The 18,015-nt window shown below is 70.6% G+C and carries 17 protein-coding genes; 5 read left to right on the forward strand and 12 right to left on the reverse strand.

Annotation, left to right across the window (positions count from 1 at the left end; genetic code table 11):
* Window positions 1-157: 157 nt before the first annotated feature.
* The gene (locus Dvina_RS46865) at window positions 158-793 is read left to right on the forward strand and encodes a response regulator transcription factor (RefSeq protein WP_223098042.1); all 636 of its coding nucleotides are present in this window, start codon (window positions 158-160) and stop codon (window positions 791-793) included.
* A gap of 88 nt (window positions 794-881) precedes the next feature.
* Here Dvina_RS46865 and Dvina_RS54925 read toward each other — a convergent pair whose 3' ends face one another.
* Window positions 882-2,318 carry an RICIN domain-containing protein gene (locus Dvina_RS54925; RefSeq protein ID WP_246655779.1) on the reverse strand — a complete coding sequence of 479 codons (1,437 nt, stop codon included), beginning with the start codon at window positions 2,316-2,318 and terminating at the stop codon, window positions 882-884.
* Between the two features lie 447 nt (window positions 2,319-2,765).
* Between Dvina_RS54925 and Dvina_RS46875 the strand changes: the two genes are divergently transcribed.
* Complete coding sequence (locus tag Dvina_RS46875) at window positions 2,766-3,548, forward strand: zinc metalloprotease (RefSeq protein ID WP_223098045.1); 783 nt, start codon at window positions 2,766-2,768, stop codon at window positions 3,546-3,548.
* Between the two features lie 15 nt (window positions 3,549-3,563).
* Here Dvina_RS46875 and Dvina_RS46880 read toward each other — a convergent pair whose 3' ends face one another.
* The 11 genes from Dvina_RS46880 to flgN form a co-directional block, all read right to left on the reverse strand.
* Window positions 3,564-3,980 (reverse strand): DUF5655 domain-containing protein, encoded by a 417-nt coding sequence (locus tag Dvina_RS46880; protein ID WP_223098048.1) that lies wholly within the window; start codon window positions 3,978-3,980, stop codon window positions 3,564-3,566.
* Window positions 3,981-3,998: 18 nt separating this feature from the next.
* Window positions 3,999-4,517: a hypothetical protein gene (locus tag Dvina_RS46885; RefSeq protein WP_223098051.1), complete on the reverse strand. Its 519-nt coding sequence runs from the start codon at window positions 4,515-4,517 to the stop codon at window positions 3,999-4,001.
* Window positions 4,518-4,618: 101 nt separating this feature from the next.
* A complete protein-coding gene (gene gsmA / locus Dvina_RS46890) occupies window positions 4,619-5,503 on the reverse strand; it encodes a sporangiospore maturation cell wall hydrolase GsmA (RefSeq protein WP_223098054.1) in 885 nt (294 codons plus the stop codon).
* Between the two features lie 40 nt (window positions 5,504-5,543).
* The gene (locus tag Dvina_RS46895) at window positions 5,544-7,412 is read right to left on the reverse strand and encodes a diguanylate cyclase domain-containing protein (protein ID WP_223098062.1); all 1,869 of its coding nucleotides are present in this window, start codon (window positions 7,410-7,412) and stop codon (window positions 5,544-5,546) included.
* A 9-nt stretch (window positions 7,413-7,421) separates the two neighbouring features.
* Window positions 7,422-9,428, reverse strand: a complete 2,007-nt coding sequence (locus Dvina_RS46900) for an ATP-binding protein (protein WP_223098065.1) — start codon at window positions 9,426-9,428, stop codon at window positions 7,422-7,424.
* 33 nt (window positions 9,429-9,461) lie between these two features.
* Complete coding sequence (locus Dvina_RS46905; RefSeq protein WP_223098068.1) at window positions 9,462-11,030, reverse strand: methyl-accepting chemotaxis protein; 1,569 nt, start codon at window positions 11,028-11,030, stop codon at window positions 9,462-9,464.
* Window positions 11,031-11,122: 92 nt separating this feature from the next.
* Window positions 11,123-11,359 (reverse strand): carbon storage regulator CsrA, encoded by a 237-nt coding sequence (gene csrA, locus Dvina_RS46910; protein WP_223098070.1) that lies wholly within the window; start codon window positions 11,357-11,359, stop codon window positions 11,123-11,125.
* An 82-nt stretch (window positions 11,360-11,441) separates the two neighbouring features.
* On the reverse strand, window positions 11,442-11,867 hold the full coding sequence (gene fliW / locus Dvina_RS46915; protein WP_223098072.1) for a flagellar assembly protein FliW: 426 nt from the start codon (window positions 11,865-11,867) through the stop codon (window positions 11,442-11,444).
* A gap of 32 nt (window positions 11,868-11,899) precedes the next feature.
* A complete protein-coding gene (flgL, locus tag Dvina_RS46920; protein ID WP_223098073.1) occupies window positions 11,900-12,790 on the reverse strand; it encodes a flagellar hook-associated protein FlgL in 891 nt (296 codons plus the stop codon).
* 16 nt (window positions 12,791-12,806) lie between these two features.
* Window positions 12,807-14,207 (reverse strand): flagellar hook-associated protein FlgK, encoded by a 1,401-nt coding sequence (flgK, locus tag Dvina_RS46925; RefSeq protein ID WP_223098075.1) that lies wholly within the window; start codon window positions 14,205-14,207, stop codon window positions 12,807-12,809.
* Window positions 14,207-14,689, reverse strand: coding sequence for a flagellar export chaperone FlgN (gene flgN / locus Dvina_RS46930; RefSeq protein ID WP_223098077.1), 483 nt, complete (start codon window positions 14,687-14,689; stop codon window positions 14,207-14,209). The genes flgK and flgN overlap by 1 nt, the downstream gene beginning before the upstream one ends.
* A gap of 168 nt (window positions 14,690-14,857) precedes the next feature.
* Here flgN and Dvina_RS46935 point away from each other — a divergent pair, with 168 nt between their 5' ends.
* The 3 genes from Dvina_RS46935 (at window position 14,858) to Dvina_RS46945 (ending at window position 17,988) form a co-directional block, all read left to right on the forward strand.
* On the forward strand, window positions 14,858-15,721 hold the full coding sequence (locus Dvina_RS46935; RefSeq protein ID WP_223098079.1) for a sigma-70 family RNA polymerase sigma factor: 864 nt from the start codon (window positions 14,858-14,860) through the stop codon (window positions 15,719-15,721).
* A 430-nt stretch (window positions 15,722-16,151) separates the two neighbouring features.
* A complete protein-coding gene (locus tag Dvina_RS46940; protein ID WP_380027306.1) occupies window positions 16,152-17,003 on the forward strand; it encodes a sigma-70 family RNA polymerase sigma factor in 852 nt (283 codons plus the stop codon).
* 127 nt (window positions 17,004-17,130) lie between these two features.
* A complete protein-coding gene (locus tag Dvina_RS46945; RefSeq protein WP_223098081.1) occupies window positions 17,131-17,988 on the forward strand; it encodes a flagellin N-terminal helical domain-containing protein in 858 nt (285 codons plus the stop codon).
* Window positions 17,989-18,015 lie beyond the last annotated feature (27 nt).

An 18,015-nucleotide genomic window follows, 5' to 3' on the forward strand; every position in this document is an offset into this window, starting at 1 on the left:
GGACGCGTGTCATCCGGTGTCCGATTGTCCCCCGGTGCAGCACGGGTGCCGACGAGCGCAAGGCAATTGCAGCACCTAGCAGGGGTACTCCTCCCGCTGCGAGGCTTGTGGAGCAGGCAAATCCGCCCAGGCCACACCCTCGCACTAGGAGCCCTTGATGACGATCCGACTGGTCGCCGTCGACGAACACGTCCTTCTCCGTCTCGGTCTCAACCGGGTCGTGGCCACAGTTCCCGACATCACGCTCGTCGGCGAGGCCGGCAGCGCGGCCGAGGCCGAGCACGTCGTCGCCGACACCGCGGCCGAGGTCGTCACCATCGACGCCTCGCTCGCCGACGCCGACGGCATCTCGCTCGCCCGCCGGCTGCGCATCGCCCACCCCGACCTGGGCGTGGTCCTGCTCAGCGCGGTGAGCGACGACAACCTGCTCTACCGGGCGCTCGACGCAGGCCTCTCCGCGTACGTGACGAAGGCCGCCCCGATCTCGTCGGTCCTGGCCGCGATCCGCCACGCCGCCGTCGCGCCGCACTCGTTCACCGCGCCCGGCCTGTCCGCCGCGCTGTCGCGCCGCCGGGGCCAGACCGGCCTGCTGAGCCAGCGCGAGCAGGAGGTGCTGTCGTTGATGCGCGACGGCCTCTCGCTGCCGACGATCGCCCAGCGCCTGTCCGTGTCCGAGGCGACGGTGAAGACGTACGTGTCGCGGCTGTACAGCAAGCTGCGCGTCAACAACCGCTCTCAGGCCCTCATGGCCGCCGTCAACCAGGGCCTGCTCGTGTCGGCGGACGCCGCTTGAAGGAACCCGGCCGGGTAAGGGCTCGGCAGCACGCTTGACGGCCCGGCTCCTCCCCCTTGGAGCCGGGCCGTCATCACGTCCTGCTTCGCTACGCGGGGACCGTCACCCGCTGCGCGTTGCTGGCGTTGCAGTCCCAGATCTGCAGCTGGGTCCCGTCGGTCGTGCTGCCGGACGGGTCATCCAGGCAGCGCCCGGACGCCGGGTTGCGCAGGGCCTGCGACCCGGACACGTAGGTCCACTGCTGCGCACCCGTGCCGTTGCAGTCGTAGAGCTGCAGCTTGGTCCCGTTCGCGGTGCCGGCCGCCGTGACGTCGAGGCACTTCCCGAGCGCCCGGACGGACCCATCCGAGTTGAGCGTCCACTGCTGCGCACCGGTACCGTTGCAGCCCCAGATCTGGATCTTCGTGCCGTTGGCCGTGTTGGAATTGTTGACGTCCACGCACTTGCCGAGCTGCACGAGCGTCACCGGTCCGGTCTTCGCGCCCCCGCCCGTGCCGCCGCTGGTGATGAGGAAGCGGTTGTTGGCGGTGTTCCAGTGGGTGGCGAGGTAGGAGCCGGCCGGGGGGTTGGTGTTGAAGTAGTCGTCTTTGTTGCAGTCCAGGCGGTTGTCCTGAGCCTGGTCACCACACACCACCCGCAGCACCGTGCCCGGCCCGTCGTTGTAGCACATGATGTCGTAGTCATCCGTGCAGTGCCCGTACGCGGTGTGGTTCGGCGAACTCGACATCACCGCACCCATCGCATGCGTCAACTCATGCGCCGCCGGCCCCGACCCCCAACAACCCGAATCGACCCGGCTGAAACTCGCCCCCGAATTGTTCGCATTGTCCTGCCCCGGCCGATCATCCAACGTCACATAGGCCACCCCACACAACGCTGTCGCGTCCACATACAGCAAATACTTCCGGTCAGCCCGGTTGAACCCCTGCGCCTTGACCGCATTGACCGAGTTACCGAAGTCACCCAGCGAACCGTTGTCGATCGCCACATCCGTGACCGCGATGTTGCAGCCGCTGTCGGTGACGAACCGGATGTGCCGAACCCCGCCCGTCTGCGCCGCGCTGGCACTGTAGATGTCATCCACACCCGACGACCACGTCCGGATCGACGCCACATACTGGCCGTACCGGTCCGCGTTACCCGACCCGTGCACATACAACACCTGCACCCGGTTCCCGGACTGCCCGTCACCATCACACACCACACGCAACGGCGCCACCGCCACCCCACCCAGCGGCGCCACCGACCGGGCCACATCAGTCCCGGCAAACGACGCATCCGGACCATGCGTACACGCCCCCGGCACGCTCTTGACCTCAAGCAGACCCTTACAACGCCCGGTACCGACCTTGAACCCGTCATAGACAAGCCCACGCGCACCGTCATTGGCCGGAATCGAAGGGTCCGGCGGCCCCTGCTGCTGTTGCTGCGCCCAAGCGGGCGCCGTACCGATACCGATGACCAACAGCGCTCCCGCCACGATGGCGAAGACTCTGGGCCGCGGCGTGAACCGCAATCGAAACATGGGCATCTCCCGCTGGCGGACGGGTCAGGAGCGCCCAGTGTGTCCCAGTTTCAAGCCGCCGAACAATGCACAGCCGCGAATTGTTCAGGTTTGTTTACTACTTGCCTTAAGTGTCCTTCAACCCGCCCGCCTCCGGCCGCGCCGGCTACTTCGCGAACAGGGTGACCGCGGCGACCAGGGTGATGCCCAGCAGGATGGCGCCCAGCCCGACGTCGAGGGTGGCGGCGCCGCGGTCGTTGCGGAGCAGGGTGGCGAGCAGCTTCATATGGGGCCTCCTTCAACGCTGTGTGATCAAACTATGACCGAAGGTGGCGGGCGGCGGCATCGGTCAACCACCCGACGCGGCGGTGCGGGGTGGGTGTGGCGGGGGCGCGGTTGGGCAGCTACGGGTTCGTGCATTTGCCGAAAGTGGCCCCTGCGCCCAGTTCTGCGGATCAGAATGAGCTTGTGCCGAAGATCGACAGTGGTCTGGGGGCGGTGCTGCGGGGCCTTCTGCCGCTGGTTCTCTGTGCGGCCGGGCTTGCCGGCGAGCCGACCGGCCTCCTGCATACCGCCCGGTTCGCCGTGGTGATCCCGGGGCCGCCGACCGGCCAGCCGGCCGAGGCCGCGATGGACGGTGGGCGCTGCGCGGACCCGGCGGGGACCTGGCTCGGCATGCGCTGGCGCAGCGAGCTCAAGTGGCGGGTCAACGAGAAGACGGTGCCGGCGTACCTCGGCGACCGCACGGCCGTCGTCAACTCCCTGCGCAGCGCGGCCTACACCGTCGACACCGGCCGCAACGACTGCGGGCTGCCGGCCGACCTCGGGATCTCCGAGTCGTACGCGGGCAAGACCGACCACATCGCCGGTGTCATGCCCACGGGCGGGTGCGGCGAGCGCGACGGCACCAACGCGGTGTCGTTCGGGCCGCTCAACCAGGGGCTGCTCGCCGTCACCTGCATCTGGTGGTACGGCGGGCAGGACAACGGGCGCAGCGTCGAGACGGACATCCTCATCGACGACACCGAGGGCCTCTTCTTCCTGAGCACCCCGCCCGCGTGCACGAACCGCTGGGACCTCGAGGGCACCATCACCCACGAGTTCGGGCACGCGTTCGGGCTCGGGCACGTGGCGTACGCCCAGCACTCCGCGCTCACCATGACCGACGGGCTCCCGGACTGCTCGACCGCGTACCGCGGGCTCGGCCTCGGCGACTACCTGGCGCTCAAGCAGCAGTACGGGACCAACTGAGCGATCCGCCGCGGCCTACGGACCGGCGTCCTCGAACGCCTCGGTCAGCCATCCCCGCAGCCGCTCGTCCACCTGCCCGGCGCCGGTCAGCCGAACGACGTTGACGAACCGCCCGCGCCCGACCTCGTAGTGCCTGGCCACCCGCTCGTCGTCGACGGGCCGGGGGAGGTAGAGCTCGACGGACAGCGCGCGGGCCATGGGCCGGATCTCGGCCAGCTTGCGCTCCCGCTTGAGAAAGACTCCGACCTTCACGGCGTCCTCGTGCACGGGCCCGAGCGCCTCGAGCAGCCCGATGATGGCGTCGTAGGCCGCGCGCTGATACCCGGGGCGGCCGGCGAAGGTCTCGTCGACGGTCCCGCCGGGCACGCAGACATGCCCCTGCCGAGCCCTATCGAACTCCCGCTCACACTCGGGACAGATCCACCGCGCCATCAGCAGCGATGATAATCCTCACCGCAGCCGCCCGCCGCCGCACAGGGCGGCCAGCGCCGCCGCGGCGCCCAGGACCGCGAAGATCGTGACGAACGCGCTGCTCACGCGGAAGGTCTGCGCCACATCGCCGGACGACGCGATCTCCGGCACCGACTCGATGGTCTCGTCCAGCTCGGTGCGCCGCCGCCGCGCGGAGCCGTTGAGGTCGAGAGGGATCCGCTCACCATCGACGAGCCGCAGGTGTACTCCGAGCACGCCGAGCACCACCGCCCCGTCGACGAGGTGCCGCGGCACGTCGATGAGCTCGAACCGGTTGCGCACAGCGATCAGGTCCGGGTGCACGACCGCCCGGGTCGCCGGCCCGCCGCGTAGATACAGCAGCCCACTCAGCGCGGCCAGGCCGCCCCCGGCGGCGACGAGCACGTCTCCCGGGACCGGCCACCCGGCGAGCAGCGCCACCCCGGCCCCGGCCCAGGCCAGCCCGAGCACCACGTAAGCCCCGGCCGACGGCCCGCGAACCACCCGCGACGACTCCACGCCGACCATTCAACGGCACGCCGACGGGAAGTCAACCGAGACGGGGACGCAAACGAGGTGGCCACCCCGGGTGCGGGGCGGCCACCTCGGCCTGCGACGGATCAGACCGCGAGGTCGTACCGGTACAGGTTGTACTTCGTCATGAGCGCCACGACCTTCGTCGTGTACTGCGGGTCGGTCGCGTACCCGCCCTTGTGGATCTCGGCGATGAACTGGTTCGGGTTGCCGGTGTAGTTGAAGGCCGCCGCGTAGCGCGACAGGGACTTCAGGTTGGCCCCGTGGTCACGGAAGGAGTCGACCGACGCGCGGTACGTGCGGAACGTCGCCACCGTCGTGACACAGGTGCCGGCGGCGTTGCACTCCTGGGTCGAGTACGACTTGCAGCCTGCCGCGTAAGGGCCCGGCGCGTTGTTGAAGCACTTCATGCCGAAGAAGTTGCTGTCGTTCGCCGACAGGGAGCTGCGGCCCCAGCCCGACTCGAGGATCGCCTGCGCCAGCGTCACCGACGTCGGCACCTTGGTGTCGCGCTGGCTCTGCTGGGCGGCCGGGATCGAGGCGGCCAGGAACTGATCGTTGGTCATGGTGCCGGTCGGGCCCATCGGCACCGCGGCCACCGGGGCCGTGGTGGCCGGAGCCGGAGCGGGCGCGGCGACCGGGGCGCAGACGGGGAGCTTGGGGCTGCCCGAGACGTAGGCGTGGGAGATGTAGTCGCCGGCCGCGGTGCGGTCCCACTGGGCCGTCCGGCGGACGTTGCCGCGCAGGTACTGGCCGCTCACCTTGCAGGTGACCGTCAGCTTCTGCCGGTTCTTGATCGTGCGGGTCTGGCCGAACCAGTTGGCGGCGCCGGTACGAGCGGCGAGGGAGCCCTTGACGCGAACACTGACAACGGCGGCGTCGGCCGGTGCAGCGGCCACGACGAGCGTCGTGGCGGTCGCGGCAAGGGCCAGCGCCGGAGCGAAAACGTACTTCTTCAGGGAGCGCAGCATCTGATCTCCGATAAGGGGTGGATTGACCCCTCAAAGATCGTCAGCGGGCGTTGCGCGCCCCGTTCCCCGCCGGGTGCCATGCTGTTGCGAGCCCGACCCGGACACCCGCGGCGCGTAGGCGCTCGAGCGCGGCGGTGCCCTGCGGGACGAGCGTGAGCGCGCGCGGCGGCAGGTCGTGGCGGGCCAGTGTGGCCAGGACGGTGCCGGACAGTTGCGGGTCTCTGAGCGCGGTCACCGACAGCGGCACGGCCACGCTGAAGCCGCCGGCCGCCGCGTCCGCGCACGCCCGGTCGAGCAGCCACGCGCCTATCGCCCTCACCAGCCCGGCGCTCTCGGCCGCGGCCAGCAGCGCCGCACCGTCGTGCGGGGGCCAGTCGATCCGGGCCGCGAAGAGCCCCGGCTCGAAGTCGATCCGGGTGTACTCCACGCGCAGTTCCCCGGCCGCGAACGCCCTCCGGAGCGCGTCCGAGCGGCGGGTCGCGTCGCGCAGCCCCGGCTCGAACGCGACGATCTGATTGCGCCCGGCCGCCTTGGCCGCATAGAGCGCCAGGTCGGCGTCGCGCAGCGGATCGGGTGAGCCCCGCAGCGGCAGCAGTCCGATGCTCGGCGTGACCACGAGCTCGCGACCGTCCTGTACATAGGGTTCACGCAGCACGTGCAGGATTTTCGACGGTACCGTCGCGGCGAATGTCGTCATGACGGCGAACTCGTCACCGCCGAGGCGCACGAGGACGTCCTCCGGCTCCACGGCGGACCGGAGCCGTTCGGCCACCGCGATCAGCAGCCGATCGCCAACGGGGTGGCCGTATGTGTCGTTGACGAGCTTGAACCCGTCGAGGTCGAGCAGGAGCAGCGTGCCGTCCGGCCGGGCCCGGAGTCGGTCCGCGAGCAGCGCCCGGTTGCCGAGGCCGGTGAGGGGGTCGTGGGTGGCTCGATACGCGAGCTCGTCGGCCCGGTGCCGGGCCAGCCGGTTGATGAGCTGCATCCGCACCACCAGCAGCACCGCGAGGGTGCCGGCGAACACCGGCACGACCAGGCGCCGCCCGATCGTGGTGGCCCCGCTCTCCAGCGCGGTCACGATCGGCGCGACGAGCGAGAGCATCAACAGGAGCAGCAGTCTTGCGCGGGTACCGCTACGGCTGCGCGCGGCCTCGATGTTCGCCCCGAGATCGCGCATGCTCGGGTGCAGGGTCGCCGCCGCGCACAGCGTGAACCAGGCCAGCCAGGCGGCGTCGGCCGGCCGGTCGAAGTCCGCGCCCGACAGGCCGTCCGCGTGCGACCAGAACAGGATGTCGGCGGCGAGCAGGAAGAACTGGGCGACCGTCAGCAGGGCCGCGGCCGGCGGGCGGGCCCCGGTGAACCACAGCCGGGTCGTCATGGCCACGATGACCAGGTCGCAGACCGGGAAGATCAGCCGGGTGGCGAGCTCGCCGGAGCCGAGGCCGAGCGCGGTGACCTGCGGCTCGACGAGGAAGCTCCACACCGGGATGGCGATCCCGACGGTCACGATCCCGGCGTCGATGAGCGACTCCCACGGCGGCCGCCCTCCACCTCGTCCGGCGAGGAGGAAGAGACCGGCGGTACCGAGGCCGAATGCGGTGTAGGAAAGCCAGTTGACGAAGAGCTCGTTCGACGGGGGCGGCAGCCGCAGCAGGTCCTGCCCGGCCCAGATCGCGTTCTGCGCGAACACGAGCGTGAGCGCGCCCCACAGCAGCAGCCAGGCTCGGCGCGCCGGAGGTCGGTTGCGGTGGACCCCGACGCCCGTCGCCACGGCCGCCGCCCCCTGCAGCGCCAGGCCGGTCAGGCGCGGGACCGGCCGGTCGTCCCACAGCGCCACCGGTGACAGCACGGCCGCGACGACCAGGTATGCGCGCCACACGGTCCGGCTCAGCGACGGCGGCGCGGGCACCGGCCACACCTAGTTGACGGCGGAGCGGCACGGCAGCAGGCACGTGACGACAGTGCCCTGGCCGGTGGCGGGCGTGGCCCAGATCCGGCCGCCGTGCCGCTCCACAATGGTCTTGGTGATCGCCAGGCCGAGGCCGGTGCCCTGGCTCTGGTGCTCCTGGGAGCGGCTCGACCGGAAGAACTGCTCGAAGATCTGGTCGATCTCGTTCTCCGGGATGCCCATACCGGTGTCCGAGACGGTCAGGCGCACCTGCTCGCCGTCACCGTCGGCGCTCAGCCGCGCGCTGCCCCCGGCCGGGGTGAACTTCAGGGCGTTGTCGAGCAGGTTGATGACCACGCGCTCGAGCTGGTCGCGGTCGCCGAAGACGACGAGCGGGTCGCTCGGCAGGTCGACCTCCAGCTCCACGTCGCGGCGGCCGCGCACCGTCTCGAGCGCCTCGAGCGCCCCGGAGACCACCGTGGCGATCTGGACCGGCCGCGCGTTGATCTTCACCGCGCCGGCCTCGATGCGCGAGAGCATCAGCAGGTCCTCGATGAGCGCGAGGAGGCGGCGGGCATTGCGCTCGACCGCGGCCAGCAGCCGGGCCTGGGCCGCGGCGACCGGGCCGGCGTCGCCGTCGACGATGACCTCGACGTTGCCCAGGATGCTTGTCAGCGGGGTGCGCAGCTCGTGGGAGACGGTGGCGACCAGGTCGGCCCGGACCTTGTCGAGCTCGCGGAGGCGGGCGGTGGCCTCGCGCTCCCGGTCGAGGGCGTGGCGCATGGCCTCGACGGTGCGCCGCTCGCGGGTGATGTCCCGGGCGACGTTGAGGTAGCCGCCGACCTCCCCGGACTCGTCCCGGATCACGCTGACGGTGCGGGCCACCGGCACCCACGAACCGTCTTTGCGTCGATACACGCCCTCGCGGGCCTCCGTGTCACCGGCCCGGGCGGGCGCGAAGACGTCCTCGAGAGAGCCCGGCTCGGCGTGGAAGTGCTGGAGGCCGGTGACGCCGACGACCTCGGCGGCGCTGTAGCCCAGCAGCCGCTCGGCCCCGGCGTTGAACACCGTCACCGTCCCGGCCCGGTCCACGCCGATGATGGCCTGCTCGGTCGCGGCCCTGAGCACGTCGGCGAAGAGCCGCTCGGTGCGCCGCTGCTCGGTGACGTCGATGCCGGTGCAGATCACGTGCGTGAACCGGCCGTCGTCGCCGGTCATGGCGGCGTTGCTCCAGACGATCCGGCGCCGCCCGTCCGGCACGATCCAGTCGCGCTCGGCGGTGCGCGGGAAGTGCACGGCGAGCGAGCCCCCCAGCGCGTGGGTGAGCGCGGCCTCCAGCTGGGCGCCGTCGTCCGCGGAGAGGCCGAGGTCGCGGTACGGCCGCCCGATGACGTCCGCGGCGACCCGCCCGGTCAGCTCCTCGCACCGGCGGTTGAACGCGGTGACCGTGCCGTCGCCGTCGACGACGAGCACCAGGAACCCGGTGGAGTCGAGGATGGCCTGGTTGAAGTCGCGGTCGCGGCGGGCCTCGCGGGTGGCCCGCATCAGCTCGCCGGTGGCGGTGCGGGCCCGGCGCGTCCAGCTCTGGGCGGCGGTGGCCACGATGACACCCATGGCGATGAGCAGCAGCCCGCGCCGCCACTCCGCCCGGATCATCTGGCTGCCGAGCGCGGCCGGCGCCACGACCACGACGGCCATCACCACGACGCCGATCGCGGTGGCGAGCCGGCCGTGGTACAGGCCCAGCCACAGGACGGGCAGCAGGGCGAGCGGGCCGTTGCCGGCCGGGCCGCCGTCGGAGCCGAGATTGAGCAGCAGGACGACGCCGAAGTAGCCGAGCGGCGGCCCGGCCTCCAGCAGGACCGGCAGCCGTGACCACGGCACGACGACGACCAGGGCCAGCAGCACCGCGGTCAGGCCGACGGCCGCGATGAGCGCCGCCGGGTGCACGGCCGGCGGCAGCAGTGCGACGGCGAAGGCCAGCACCGTCACGGCCAGGAACGGCAGGATCCGCTGCCAGCGGTCGGGCCTGCTCAACGTGTGCAGGTCACCTTGGGGCATCGGTCGGCCTCAGAACCGGAACCGGGCGACGAGGCCGCTCATCTGCTCGGCCATCCCGGCCAGCTGGCGGGCCGCGGTGAGCGATGTGCCGGCCTCGTCGGTGTTGCGGGCGGCGACGCCGGCGATGTCGCCGATGGTCGCGGCTATCTCGTTGGTCCGGGTGGCGACGTCGCTCACGGTGCGGCTGGTCTCCTGCGTGGTCGCCGTCTGCTCCTCGACCGCGCTGGCGATGGTGACCTGGAAGTCGTTGATGCGCGCGATGATCGAGCCGATCTCCTCGATGGCGGCGATCGCCTGCTGGGCGTCGGCCTGGATGGTGTCGACCCGCGCGCCGATGTCCTCGGTGGCCCGGGCGGTCTCCTGGGCCAGCTCCTTCACCTCGCCGGCCACCACCGCGAAGCCCTTGCCGAGCTCGCCGGCCCGGGCCGCCTCGATCGTCGCGTTGAGCGCGAGGAGGTTGGTCTGCTCGGCGATCGAGGTGATCACCTTGATGACGTTGCCGATCTCGGCCGAGGAGGCGCCGAGCCGGGCCATCGTCGCGTTGGTCTGCCCGGCCATCGCGACCGCGTCGCCGGCGACCCGCAGCGCCTCGTTGGCGTTGCGGGAGATCTCGGCGATGGAGCCGCTCATCTGCTCGCTGGCCGCGGCGAGCGTGTCGACGTTGAGGGAGACCTGGTTCGCGGCCTCGTTCGCGGCGCCGACGCGCCCGCTCGACTCACCGGCGGACGCGGCGATCCGCTGCGCGGAGCCGGACAGCTCCTCGGCTGAGCTTGCGACGGTGCCGGCGGATGCCGAGAGCGATTTGACGGTACCGCGGACACTCTCGATTGCCTGATTGAGGTCTCGGGCCATCCGTCCGACCTCGTCGGTGGAGTCGACACCGCAGCTGCGCGAGAGATCGCCGCCGGCCATGTCGCGCAGCACACCGGAGACGGCCCGCAGCGGCACGATGATGCCGCGGGCGACGAGGATGCTTACCGCGACGATGAGCAGGATGCCGACGCCGCCGGCCAGCGACAGCCCGGTGATGGCCCGCACCCGCTCCCGTTCGACGGCGACCGCCGCGGCCTTCGCGTGCCCGCTGAGCACGTCCCCGACCGCGGGGAGCTTCTCCTCGACTTCGGAGAAGGACGTCTGGAACTGGGTGTACCCCAGCCCGGTGCGCTGCCCGGCCGCGACCGCCTGCACCACCTGGGTGGCCAGGTCGAGGTAGCGCACGACCGCCGGCTGCACCCCCTGCGCGGCGGCGCGCACGTCGGCGTCCATGCCCGGCCCGGTGAACAGCGTCATCGCGCCGGTCAGGATCTTGGCGTGCTCGGTGAGGTCGCGCTGCGCCTCGGACACGTCGGTGCCGCCGGTCGTCGCGAGCAGCGCGCGCAGGACGTCGCCGCGGACCGCGTCGTGGGCCATGTCGGCCTCGAGCGTGGTGCGGGTCAGGCCGTTGAGCACCTGCAGCTGCCGGGCGCGGTCCCCGTCGGCGCCGAGCGCGCGGACGCCGATGGCGAGCAGGACGCTCACAGTGATGACGGCGAGCACGATGACGGTGCCGAGTTTGGCGGCGATCGGAAGGTTGCGCACCGCGGCCATCTGACGCCCTTCTCAAAGAATTTCTCCGCCCGGCCTATCGGCGCGGACGGAGAAATCTTGAGCAATCGGGTTTAGATCGGTGGTTACTTGGGTTCGGTGCGCAGCATTCGGCTCAGGGCGCGCACGGCGACGTCGCTGGGCGAGGCCGCTTCACGGTTGGCCTTCTGCAGCTCGCGGTACACCTCTTCACGGTGCACCTGGATGCTGCGGGGCGCCTTGATGCCCAGCCGCACCACGTCGCCACGCACATCGAGCACGGTGACGACGACGTCGTCACCGACCATCACGCTTTCACCGGGACGTCGGGTCAAGACGAGCACGGGCCGCTCCTTCCGTGGGCGATACGCGAACAGTATCCGAATTGTCGGGGCGGCCGGGCCGGAAAGCCCCGCGGGACCTCGTTCAGGCGACCATCAGCTTTTGACGGACCGGAAGGCCGCTGTGGCTCAGGATCAGCTGCACCGCGCGGCGGGTCCGCTGGTCGAGCACGATGGGAGCCATCAGGTTGGCTGTCGCGTCCTCGGCACCGGCCTCGCCGGCGGTCACGACCAGGAGCACGAGCAGGTCGGCCTGGTCGGACACGCCGAGGGCGGCGAGGGTCTCGTCGTCGATCTCGGCCTCGTAGTCGGGGAAGAACTGCGTCGGCGGGACCACGAGAAAGCGCAGGCCGTCGGAGTCGACGGACTTGAGGGCGTACAGCACGCCGGCGTCGTCGAGGCGGACGAGCACGAAGCGCCGATCCTCGGGGAAGCCCGGAATCGGCGCAACAAAGTCGATCACCGGCAGCGTGGTCGTCTCCCCCGGACTGTCAACGGTCGCGACGCTCATAGATTCCTCACTGACTGGAGCCGCCGTGCGGTCTACCGCAGAAAGTCCACAAGCGACGGCTGGACGACCTTCGCGGTGGCGGCCAGCGCCGCCTGATAGGCGGTCTGCTGCAGGGACAGCTCGGTGATGGTCTTCGGCAGGTCGATGTCCTCGACATTGGACAGCTGGGTCCTCAGGTCGAGCACCCGGTTCTCCGCGGCCTGCTGCATTTGTGAAACCTGATTGTATCGGGATCCAACGCCCGAAAGCCCCGTCTGCACGCGTTTCTGCGCCGTGTCGACCTTGGCCAGGTCGCCCTGCAGCGCGGCCGGGTTGTTGCGCAGGTCGTCGGCGATCTGTCCGAGCGTCGTGAAGACATTGTTGGGGTCGGCGCCGAACACGGAGGCGGCGTCGGTGTCCACGCGCACTGTCGCGTTCGCGCCGATCGTACGGTTCACCTGACCCGTGTCGCCCTTGTACACGCCGTTCTGGTCGTAGGCGATGTTGCCGGCTGTGGTACCGCCGAAGATCGGCCGGTCCAGGTAGGTGGTGTTGGCCAGGTCGAGCAGCGAGCCACGCAGGTTGTCCATCTCCTGCGCGATCGCCTCGCGGGCCTGGGGGTCGCCGCCGGTGCCGCTGGACATGCCGGTCAGCACCAGCTCGCGGGCCCGGTTGAGTTGCGTCGAGGCGCTGGTGAGCGCCGTGTCGGCCTGGTTCAACCAGCCCATCCCGTCGTCGCCGTTGCGCGAGTACTGGTTCAGCGTCGCCATGTCGCTGCGGGTCTGCATGGCGATGACCGCGCCGCCGGGCGAGTCCGACGCCTTGGTGATCTGCTTGCCGCTGGACAGCTGGTTCTGCAGGTCCTGGTTCTTCTGCAGGTTGACCTGCAGGTTGGCCAGGGTGTTCGTGGCCACCGAGCGCTCGGTGACGCGGAAGCCGGGCATCCGTTCCCTCCCCCTATCAGCGCTTCATGTTGATGAGCGTGTCGAGCGTGGTGTCGACGGTGCTGACCACCTTCGCGGCGGCCTCGTAGGCGCGCTGGTACATCAGCATGTTCGTCATCTCCTCGTCGAGGCTGACGCCCGACTCCGCCTGCTCGGCCGAGGTGACGTCATCGGAGATGACCTGCTGCGACTGGGCCCGCCGGTTGACGGTCTGGGCTTGGATGCCGATGTCGACGACGAAGTTGCGGTACTGCGTGTCGGCGCCCTGCGGACTCTGCGCGATCGCGGCCATGGCGTTGGCGTTGTCGCCCTGATACGGCGTGGTGGGCGTGCTCGACGCGGCGATCTTCGTCGGGTCGGTGATCGCGACCCGGATGTCCTTGGCGCTGGTCCCGGTGAAGAACGCACCGCCCGGCTGCGGGCTCGGGGTCGTCGACGGTGGCGTCGTCGAGACGTCGTAGCCCTTGGCGTGCTGGTCGTTCACGTTCTGGATCAGGGTCGCGGCCACGCTGTCCAGGCCGGCGACCGTGTCCGGGATGGTCTTCGTGAGCGCCTCCAGGCCGGAGGCGACCTTGCCGGTGGTGACGCCGGCCGAGCTGCCGTTGTCGGCGAACTGCACCTGCACCGGGGCGACCCCGATCCCGTCGACGGTCGTGCTGCCGACCGCCCGCAGATTGCGCACGCTGTCGCCCTGCACCAGCAGGTTGCCGCCGAGCGCGACGTCCATGCTGCCGTCCTCGTTGAGCCGGCCGGCCGCGCCGGTGAGCTCGGACAGCTTCATCACCAGCTGGTCGCGCTGGTCGGAAAGCTCGTTCGTCGGCATGTTCGCGTTGCGGGCCAGCTTGATGCGCGCGTTGAGGTCGGCGACGCCGACCGAGGTCTGGTTGACCACCGACACGTCGGCGTCGAGCGCCTCGCGGGTCGCCCCGAAGAGGTTGTCGAGGTTCTGCCGGGTGGTGCCCATGGTCTGCGTGACGGTGTTGGCCCGGGAGAGCAGCTGGGTGCGGGCCGACATGTCGCCGGGCCGGTTGGCCACGTCCGACCAGGCCGACCAGTAGTCGGACAGCTGCGCCTGCAGCCCGTTGTCGCTGGGCTCCCCGATGGCCTGCTCGACGTTGTTGTAGACGCCGTTCTGCGCCTGGAGGTATGCGTTGAGCCCGCGCTCGGTCCGGGTCCGGTTGGAGATGAACTCGTCGTGCAGCCGCGTGACGTCGGTGATCTTCACGCCGTCGCCGATGGCCTCGCTTTTCGACCAGTACGCCGGCTGGGTCAGCGACTGCACCGGCGAGAGCTCCACCCGCTGGCGCGAGTAGCCCTCGGTATTGGCGTTGGCGATGTTCTGCCCGGTGAGGTCGAGAGCGCGGCGCTGCGCGTAGAGGGCCGACAGGGCCGTGTTCAGACCTTGGAAAGTGCTCATCACATCGCCTTGTCAATCAGCCGGGTCCGGGCGGCGGCCGACACGGTCTCGCCCTTCTTCCCGTAGGTCTCGACGGAGCCGACGACGGCGAGCATGGTCTCGCGTGCCGCCCGGGCCCCGGTGGTGAGCAGGTCCCGGTTGGCTTCGGCCAGTGCGCTCACCTCGGCGGTCACCGTCAGGAACGCCCGGCGGTGCTCGGTGAGCAGGTCCGACCACGGCGCCGGGGCGACCTCGGCCAGCTGGCTGAGGCTCGGGTTCGGCCCCACACCCAGCTCCCCCGCGATCGCCTCGACCTCGGCTGCCCGCACGACCTCGGTGCGCCGGATCTCCTCCAGCACCACCTCGACCTCGCGGGTGGCGTGGGCCAGCCACCGCGTGCGCCCGGAGGCCAGCACGAGCTGCTCCTCTTCCAGCTTGAACAGCAGCAGCTCCAGCATCTCGCGCTCCCGCCACAGGATGCTCGCGAGATCTGCCAGCCCCATCCGCTCCGCCTCTCCTCAAGCACATCTTCTCGTCGGACGCCCGCCACTTCGGCATTTCGATGCCCGGCTTGAGCACAACCGGTCTGCAACTTTGCGTCACCCGAGCGCGCAACCGGGGCTGGCGAATCTGGTTCTCGACCAACCAACTCCTGCCACGAAGAGGTTGCCGTGACCACCACCGCCGAAGCCCCCGCCACCACCCTGACCCCGTCGGAGCTGGACGCCCACGTGCGCGCCCACCTGCCGCTGGTGGGTCACCTGGTGCGCGAGATGCTCGGCCGCCTGCCGGCCCACGTCTCGCGCGAGGACCTGATCTCCGCGGGCATGGCCGCCCTGGCCGGGGCCGGGCGCTCCTTCGACCCCAGCCGTGGCATCCCCTTCGGCAGCTTCGCCACCAGCCGCATCCGCGGTGCACTGCTCGACGAGCTGCGCGGCCTGGACTGGGCCAGCCGCTCCGTGCGGGCCCGCGCCCGCAAGGTCGAGACCGTCCAGCAGGAGCTCACCGGGCGGCTGGGCCGCACGCCGACGCAGGTGGAGCTGGCCTCGGCGATGGGCATCGCGGTCGAGGAGCTCAAGACGATCGACGACGACGTCCAGCGGGCCGTCGTGCTGTCGCTGCAGGGCTTCACCGCCGGCAGCGCCGAGGAGCTCGTCCCCGAGCGCGCCGCGGGCCCCGAGGACCTGATCCTGCACCGCGAGCGCATCGGCTACCTCCACCAGGCCATCAACGCCCTCCCGGAGCGCCTGCGCAGGGTCGTCACCGCGTACTTCTTCGACGAGCGCCCGATGAACGACATCGCCGAGGAGCTGGGCGTCACGGAGTCCCGCATCAGCCAGCTGCGGGCCGAGGCCCTGGTCCTGCTCCGCGACGGCCTCAACAACCACCTCGACCCGGAGCTCCTGCACGGCCCGGCCGCCGCCGGCTGCGTAGCCCGCCGCCGCGAGACCTACTACGCGAACATCGCCGCCCAGGGCGACCTGAACGCCCGCCTGGCCGTCACCACCCCGCTCGGCCTGCCCCGCGCGGCCTGACCGGCCGGAGCACCGGGCACACAGACCCGCAGCGGGTCGCACCGGAAGGTCCGGGAGCGACGGACGAACGCGCTGCAAACCCGCACGCCGAACGGACTCGGGCGCGGGAGGAGCACGGACCAGGCACGGACGCCCAGGCACGGACGCGCACAGCACCACCTTGTGAGGCACGGACGCCGCAGCAGTCGGGCACGGACGCCCTGGGAACACCCGCGTGGCACGGAGGCCGGAACGACGCGAGGACACGGAGGTCCCGGGACGCGTACTTCGGGGACGGCCGCAAGGGCCTGGCAACGGGCTCAGGCCGTCCCCGAGTACAACCTGTTCGCAACCGAGTGGAACCGGTTGTGAACCCAAAGTGACAGAGGCTTGTCGTACCGGGTTGATCAACTCGGCTACGAGTATCGAGTCCTGCCACGAAGAGGTCGCCGTGACCACGATCGCCATCAAGACATCCAGCGCCGAGCGAGAGGAGCTCGTGCGCACTCACCTTCCGCTCGTCGGGCACCTCGTCCGCGAAATGCTCGGCCGCCTCCCGGCGCACGTCCTGCGCGAGGACCTCATCTCGGCCGGCATGGCCGCGCTCGCCGGGGCCGCGCGCTCCTTCGACCCCGCCCGGGGCATCCCGTTCGGCAGCTTCGCGACCACCCGGATCCGCGGCGCGCTGCTGGACGAGCTGCGCGGCCTGGACTGGGCCAGCCGCTCCGTGCGGACCCGGGCCCGCCGGGTCGAGACCACCCAGCAGGAGCTGACCGCCGCGCTCGGGCGCAGTCCGTCCCAGCAGGAGCTGGCCGAGGCGCTCGGTGTCGCCGTCGAAGAGTTGAAGAGTCTCAATGAGGACGTGCAACGTTCGGTCGTACTGTCACTGCAGGGCTTCACCGCCGGCACAGCCGAGGATCTGGTGCCCGAGCGGGCGGCCGGCCCCGAGGAGCTGATCCTGCACCGGGAGCGCATCGGCTACCTGCACCAGGCCGTGGCCGCGCTGCCGGAGCGGCTGCGCAAGGTCGTCACCGCATACTTCTTCGACGAGCGGCCGATGAGCGACATCGCCGAGCAGCTCGGGGTCACCGAGTCGCGGGTCAGCCAGCTGCGCGCCGAGGCCCTCGTGCTGATGCGCGACGGGCTCAACAACCACCTCGACCCGGACCTCGTGGCCGCCGCGCGCGACAAGGGCTGCGTGGCCCGCCGGCGCGAGGCGTACTACGCGAACATCGCCGCCCAGGGCGACCTCAGCACCCGCCTGGCCGTCACGAACCCGCTCGGCATGCCCAGAAGCTTCTGAGCGCGGTACCGAAAAATCCAAAAACCACACCGCAAACCCTTATGTGCCGGCCGAAGGAGCCGATGTTTCACGGTGAGCGAGCCAAGGACGGCTCGCGGAGTCCGGCCCAATTCACGGAGGAGTCATCATGGGTCTTCGCATCAACAACAACATCGCCGCGCAGAACGCCTACCGGAACCTGTCGGTCACCGACGGGCAGATGAGCAAGTCGCTCGAGAAACTGTCCTCCGGCTACCGGATCAACCGGGCGGCCGACGACGCGGCCGGTCTGTCCATCTCCGAGGGTCTGCGCTCGCAGATCGGCGGCCTGAAGGTCGCCGTGCGCAACGCGCAGGACGGCATCTCGGTCGTGCAGACCGCTGAAGGTGCCCTCACCGAGACGCACTCGATCCTGCAGCGCATGCGTGACCTGTCAGTGCAGGCCGCGTCGACCGGTTCGCAGGACTCCGACGCGCGCTCCGCCGCGCAGACCGAGTTCTCGCAGCTCAACTCCGAGCTCGACCGGATCGCCTCGACCACCGCGTTCGGCGGCCAGAAGCTGCTGCAGAGCGGCGCCTCGGCCTACACGGGCACGTTCCAGGTCGGCGCCAACGGCTCGACCTCCGACCAGATCGCGGTCAACCTCGCCTCGGCGTTCGGCAGCGGCTCGGCGCTGTCGGGCTTCGACTCGACGGGCCTCGGCGTCGGCTCGCTCGACCTCACCACGTCGGGCACCGCCGCGATCGCCGCGATCGACACCGCCATCAAGGGTGTCTCCACCGCGCGGGCCACCCTGGGTGCCTACCAGAACCGCTTCGAGCACACCATCAACAACCTCAACGTCGCGGTCGAGAACCTGTCCGCGTCGGAGTCGCGCATCCGGGACACCGACATGGCCCAGGAGATGGTGTCGTTCACCCGCTCGCAGATCCTGACCCAGGCCGGCACCAGCATGCTGGCCCAGGCCAACCAGGCGCCGCAGAACGTCCTGTCCCTGCTGCGCTAACGGCGTCACCGCAGGAGCCCGGTTCCC

The sequence above is a fragment of the Dactylosporangium vinaceum genome, from assembly GCF_019904175.1.
Taxonomy (GTDB): Bacteria; Actinomycetota; Actinomycetes; order Mycobacteriales; family Micromonosporaceae; genus Dactylosporangium; species Dactylosporangium vinaceum.